Below are 6,326 nucleotides of genomic sequence, written 5' to 3'. Positions count from 1 at the left end.
CCTTCTAAGGGCGGGTTCGTACCCACACTTCTTGATCACACAGGAGAAACACCATGGCGCCGAAGGGGCGCTCACCACGCCGTACGCCCTACGAACGCGTCCGCGGCAGCCTCACGAATGCGTCCGCAGCAGTGTCCTCATCGTGCGCATCGCCACCGACAGGTTGGCGAGGTCGAACGCGTCCGAGCTCTGGATCTCCTCCAGCGTCGTCCGGGCCCGGCCGAGGATCGCCGCGTTCTTCTGCTCCCACGCCTTGTAGCGCTGCTCGGGCGTCGAGGTGCCGTTGCCCACCGCCAGGACGTCGGCGGTCAGCGCCGCGTGCGCCGCGTACAGGTCCTCGCGGATCGCCGCGCGGGCCATGGACTGCCAGCGGTCCGCGCGGGGCAGCTCGATGATGCGGTCCATCAGCTGGGTGATGCGCAGCCGGTCGGCCAGGTCGTAGTAGACCTCGGCGACGTCCAGCGGCTCCCGGCCCATGCGGTCCGCGATCGAGACGATGTCGAGCGTCGGGAAGGCGGAGGAGAAGCCCGCCACGCGCGTGGCGAGTTCGTCCGGCACGCCCGCGGCCGTCAGCTCGTCGTAGATCTTCTGGTACCACTCCAGGTCGGCGCCGCGCAGCAGCTTCGGCAGCTGTCCCCAGACCTGCTCGACCCGGTCGGCGAAGAAGTCGACCGTCTCGGCGAGCTGGAGCGGCTGCGGCCGGTTGTTGAGCAGCCAGCGCGTGCCGCGCTCGACCAGGCGCCGCGAGTGCAGCCGGATGCGGGTCTGGACCTCGGCCTCGGCCCTGTTGTCGAGCGCCTCGACCCCGTCCCACACCGGGGACTGGCGGAAGATCGCCCGGGCCGCGGTCTGCGCCCGCACGATCTCCTCCAGCGACGCGCCGGTCTCCTCGCGCAGCCGGTGCAGATAAGTCGTACCGCCCGTGTTGACCGTGTCGTTGACCAGCACCGTCGTGGTGATCTCGCGGCGCAGCGGGTGGCCGTCGAGCCGGTCGGGGAACTGCTCGCGCAGCTCGGTCGGGAAGTACGCGTGCAGCAGGCCCTTGAGGTACGGGTCGTCCGGCAGCGAGGTGTGCAGCAGCTCCTCGGCGACCGTGATCTTCGTGTAGGCCAGCAGGACGGCCGTCTCCGGGCCGGTCAGGCCCTGGCCCTGGGCGAGCCGCTCGCGGATCTGCCGGTCGGTGGGGAGGAACTCCAGCGCCCGGTCGAGGTGGCCCTCCCTGACCAGGTGCTTCATGAAGCGCTGCTGCGCGTGGAGCATGTCCTTGGACTGGGCGAGGGCGTTGGCGATCGCCGTGTTCTGCGCGTAGTTGTTGCGCAGGACCAGGCGGCCGACCTCGTCGGTCATCTCGGCGAGCAGCTTGTTGCGCTGCTTGACGGTCATGTCGCCGTCCGTGACCAGGCCGTTGAGCAGGATCTTGATGTTGACCTCGTGGTCGGAGGTGTCCACGCCGGCGCTGTTGTCGATGGCGTCGGTGTTGATCCGGCCGCCGTGCAGCGCGAACTCGATCCGGCCGAGCTGGGTCAGGCCCAGGTTGCCGCCCTCGCCGACGACCTTGACGCGCAGGTCCTTGCCGTCGACGCGGATGGCGTCGTTGGCCTTATCGCCGACGTCGGCGTTGGACTCGGCCGAGGACTTCACGTACGTGCCGATGCCGCCGTTCCAGAGCAGGTCGACCGGTGCCTGGAGGATGGCCTTCATCAGGTCGGCCGGGGTCAGCTTGGTGACCTTGGCCTCGATGCCGAGGGCCTCGCGGATGTGCGCGCCCACCGGGATCGCCTTGGCCGTGCGCGGGAAGATGCCGCCACCGGCCGACAGCAGCTCGGTGTTGTAGTCCTCCCAGCTGGACCGCGGCAGTTCGAACAGGCGGCGGCGCTCGGCGTAGGAGGTGGCGGCGTCCGGGTTCGGGTCGATGAAGATGTGCCGGTGGTCGAAGGCGGCCACCAGGCGGATGTGCTCGGAGAGCAGCATGCCGTTGCCGAACACGTCACCGGACATGTCGCCGATGCCGACGACCGTGAAGTCCTCGGTCTGCGTGTCCACACCCATGTCGCGGAAGTGCCGCTTGACGGACTCCCAGGCGCCGCGGGCGGTGATGCCCATGCCCTTGTGGTCGTAGCCGGCGGAGCCGCCGGAGGCGAAGGCGTCACCGAGCCAGAAGTTGTACTTCTCGGCGACCTCGTTGGCGATGTCGGAGAAGGTCGCGGTGCCCTTGTCGGCGGCGACGACGAGGTAGGTGTCGTCCTCGTCGTGCCGGACGACGTCGGCCGGGGGCACGACCTCGCCCGCGACCATGTTGTCGGTGATGTCGAGCAGCGCGGAGATGAAGGTCTTGTAGCTCCTGATCCCCTCCGCCATCCACGCGTCGCGGTCCACGGCCGGGTCCGGCAGCTGCTTGGCGACGAAGCCGCCCTTCGCGCCGACCGGCACGATGACGGTGTTCTTCACCATCTGCGCCTTGACCAGGCCGAGGATCTCGGTGCGGAAGTCCTCACGCCGGTCGGACCAGCGCAGACCACCGCGCGCGACCTTGCCGAACCGCAGGTGCACGCCCTCGACGCGCGGCGAGTACACCCAGATCTCGAACGCCGGGCGCGGCGCGGGCAGGTCGGGGATGGCCTGCGGGTCGAACTTCATGGAGACGTACTCGTGCGGCCTGCCGCCCGCGGCCTCCTGGAAGAAGTTCGTCCGCAGGGTCGCCTTGATGACGGTGAGGAAGGACCTGAGGATCCGGTCCTCGTCGAGGCTCGCGACCTGGTCGAGGGCCGCGTCGACCTCCTCCAGCAGCGCGTCCACGATCTCGTGTCCCGCGCGCTGCCGGTCCGGCGACATCCGCGCCTCGAACAGGGAGACGAGCAGCCGGGTGGTGTGGACGTTGTTGCGGAGAGTGTCCTCCATGTAGTCCTGGCTGAACGTCGACGCCGCCTGGCGCAGGTACTTCGCGTACGCCCGCAGCACCATCGCCTGGCGCCAGCTCAGCCCGGCGCTCAGCACCAGTGCGTTGAAGCCGTCGTTCTCCGCCTGGCCGGTCCAGGTGGCCGCGAAGGCGTCCTGGAACCGCTCGCGGGCGTCGTCGCCCAGGTAGTCCACGCCGCCGCTCTTGGCGCGGGGCATGCGCAGACCGAAGTCGTAGATCCAGGCCACGCTGCGGTCCGAGCAGCGCAGCTCGTACGGCCGCTCGTCGACGACCTCGACGCCGAGCCGGTTGAGGACCGGCAGCACCGCCGACAGGGAGATCGCGTCACCCGTGCGGTAGATCTTGAAGCGGCGCTCCTCGGGGGCGGCGCCCACCGGCTCGTACAGGCTGAGCGCGAAGTCCTTGCCCTCCTCGGCGTTCAGCTGCTCCAGGTGGACGAGGTCGGCGACCGCGGCGCGCGGGTTGTGGTCGGCCTTGTAGCCCTCGGGGAAGGCGTGCGCGTACCGGCGCATCAGTTCGGCCGCGCGCTCCTCGCCGAGCTCGGCGTTGAGCGCGTCGGCGAAGGCGTCCTCCCAGGAACGGGCGGCCTCCACCAGCCGGGCCTCGATGCGCTCCTTGTCGGAGTCGGACAGCTCCGGCAGCTCGGTGCCCTGCGGGACCCGGACGACGAAGTGCAGCCGGGAGAGGATCGACTCGGTGTTCCAGGCCGTGAAGTCGACGCTGATGCCGCCGAGCTCCTCCTTGAGGATCTCGATGATCCGCAGGCGGACGGCCGTGGTGTAGCGGTCGCGCGGGAGGTAGACGAGGGCGGAGTAGTAGCGCCCGTACTCGTCCTGGCGCAGGTAGAGCCGCAGGCGCCGGCGTTCCTGGAGGTAGAGGACGGACGTGACGATGGACCGCAGCTCGTCGACGGGGGTCTGGAACAGTTCGTCGCGCGGGTACGTCTCCAGGATCTGCAGCAGGTCGCGCCCGTCGTGGCTGTTGGGCGAGAACCCGGCCTGTTCGAGGACCTCCTCGACCTTGCGCCGGATGACGGGCACGCGGCGCACGGACTCGGTGTACGCGGCGGAGGAGAACAGTCCGAGGAAGCGCCGCTCGCCGACGACATTGCCCTCGGCGTCGAACTTCTTGACCCCGATGTAGTCCAGGTACGACGGCCGGTGCACGGTCGCCCGGCTGTTCGCCTTGGTCAGGACGAGGAGCTTGTGCTCGCGCGCCTTGGCGCGGGCGTCGGCGGGCAGCCGCTCGAAGGACGGGCTGACCGGGTGGCTCTCCTGGTCGGAGTGGTGCGGGTCGGCGCGCAGGATGCCGAGGCCGGTGCCGGGGACGGCGGCCAGGGAGTCGTCGTCGCGCAGCTGGTACTCGCGGTAGCCGAGGAAGGTGAAGTGGTCGTCGGCCAGCCAGCGCAGCAGCTCGCGGGCCTCCTCGACCTGCGGGCCGGGGAGGTCGCCCGGGATGGACTCGTCCGGCAGCCCCTCCGCCAGCCGGATGGCCGCGTCCCGCATCTTGCCCCAGTCCTCGACGGCCTCGCGGGCGTCGGACAGCACGCGCAGCAGGTCGGCCGTGATCTGCTTCAGATCGGCCCGGTCGGTCTCGCGGTCGATCTCGACGTGGATCCAGGACTCGACGTGCGCGTCGTGCGGGAGGCCTCCGGCGCCGGTCGCGGGGGTGGGCAGCACCTCGATGAGCTTGCCCGTGACGTCGCGCCGGACGACGAACTGCGGGTGGATGACGACGTGGATGCCACGCCCCTGCCGCGTCAGCTCATTGGTGACGGAGTCGACGAGGAAGGGCATGTCGTCGGTGACGACCTCGACGACGGAGTGGCTGCACGTCCACCCGTTCTCCTCGACGGTGGGGGTGTGCACCCGCACGTTGGCCGTGCCCTGGGGGCGGTTCTCGGCCAGTCGGTAGTGCGATACGGCGGCTCCGAAGACGTCGACCGGGTCGCGGTCGGTGAGGTCCTCGGGGGCCGTGTGCAGGTAGTAACGCTGGAGGAACGTGAGCAGGGACTCGCGGTCCGGAGCTTCCTGGGCGTCTGGGGTCTCCTCGCCCGTCGACCCGGTCGGTAGGTGCCCCCCGACCGGGCTGTTCTCAGCTACCCGTGCGGCCCTCTCGAGCAACTCGGCCTTGGCTTCGTCCAGCTTGGTCTGCATTGTCCTCTGGCTCCTGTCGCGCGCCGTTGCGTGACGTAGAAGGAAGTACGGCCTCTGCGCTTGCGACGTCACGTCGTGACTCGGGGTATCCGGTCTGTTCCGACGCTATGCCGCAAGGCGAGATGAGCGGGGGAGTCTGAGCCATTCTTGAGCTGCTCCACCGGTGTGACGCTGCTCTCTGCGACGCCTGGGTCCGGATGGTGCTCGGCGTCCCGGGAGTCCTCGATGCCCCGTCCCGCCCGCGAAGACCAGCGACCGCCGCCCGGACACGGATGTCGTCCGTGCTCTCCGGGCGCAGGGCAGGGACGTCGGCGTCCCCGCGAACTATCGCGCTGATCACGCCACCAAGGCTATCGCTCCTTACAGGGGCCCCGTCATGAGCCGTATGTGTACAAAACCAGCTGTGGAAGTTTGACGTTCTGCACAGTGCCGACACGCCGAGACGGACGTAGCGGCTTGAGGGAGGGTGGGCGCGGCGGCACCCCGCTCCGCCGGGCTGCGGACCCACCGGGCCTCAGCTACCACGCCGAGCACCTGCCTACGCCGCCAGCCGCTCCGCCTCTTCGACCGCTTCCTCCAGCATGTCCACCACCGGCACCCCCACCACCTCCAGGCTCGCCCGACTGTGCGACCCCCCGGTGTAGAGCACAGCCCGCGCCCCCACGTGCAGCGCGGCCACCGCGTCATCCGCCGCATCCCCGATCACGACGGTCCGCTCAGGATCCACCCCGCTCAGCGACCCCAGATGCCGCACCATGTGCTCGGCCTTGCTGCCCCCGGACGGCCCGGTCCGCCCGTCCACCCGTATGAAGTGCGGCTCGATCCCGAACCCCCGCACCAGCGGCACGAGCTCCTCGTGCACGTACATGCTCAGGATCGACTGGCTGCGCCCCGCCGACCGCCACCCGGCCAGCAGTTCCTCGGCCCCCAACGTCAGCCCGCACGTCACCCGGTGCTCCGCGTAGTACCGGTGGAAGATGTCGTCCATCAGCTCCCACTCGGCCTCGGTGGGCAGCCGCCCCATCAGCCGCTCGTAGAACTTCGGCACCGGCACGCAGTACAGCTCCCGGTACTTCTCCAGCGTCAGCGGCTCCAGGCCCAGCTCGGCGAAGGCCGCGTTCGTCGCCCCGATGATCGCGTCGATGTCGTGGAACAGCGTCCCGTTCCAGTCCCAGACAATGTGCGCGCCCGTCTTCATCCCCATGCCCGAAAACGTACCCGCCCCCACTGACAATCAAGAGAACGGCACCTCA

2 protein-coding genes are annotated in these 6,326 nt (G+C 69.7%); both read right to left on the bottom strand.

The features are described from left to right. Positions 1–111 precede the first annotated feature (111 nt). Entirely contained in the window at positions 112–5,073 is a 4,962-nt protein-coding gene (locus ABZ948_RS37425; RefSeq protein ID WP_359767346.1) for an NAD-glutamate dehydrogenase, read from the bottom strand. A 538-nt stretch (positions 5,074–5,611) separates the two neighbouring features. Next, entirely contained in the window at positions 5,612–6,277 is a 666-nt protein-coding gene (locus ABZ948_RS37420; RefSeq protein WP_359767344.1) for an HAD family hydrolase, read from the bottom strand. Between the last annotated feature and the right edge of the window lie 49 nt (positions 6,278–6,326).

Origin of the sequence: Streptomyces olindensis (genome assembly GCF_040645895.1) — a bacterium.
Taxonomy (GTDB): domain Bacteria; phylum Actinomycetota; class Actinomycetes; order Streptomycetales; family Streptomycetaceae; genus Streptomyces; species Streptomyces olindensis.
Note: the sequence above shows the minus strand (reverse complement) of the source record. Positions and strands in the feature narration are given on the sequence as shown.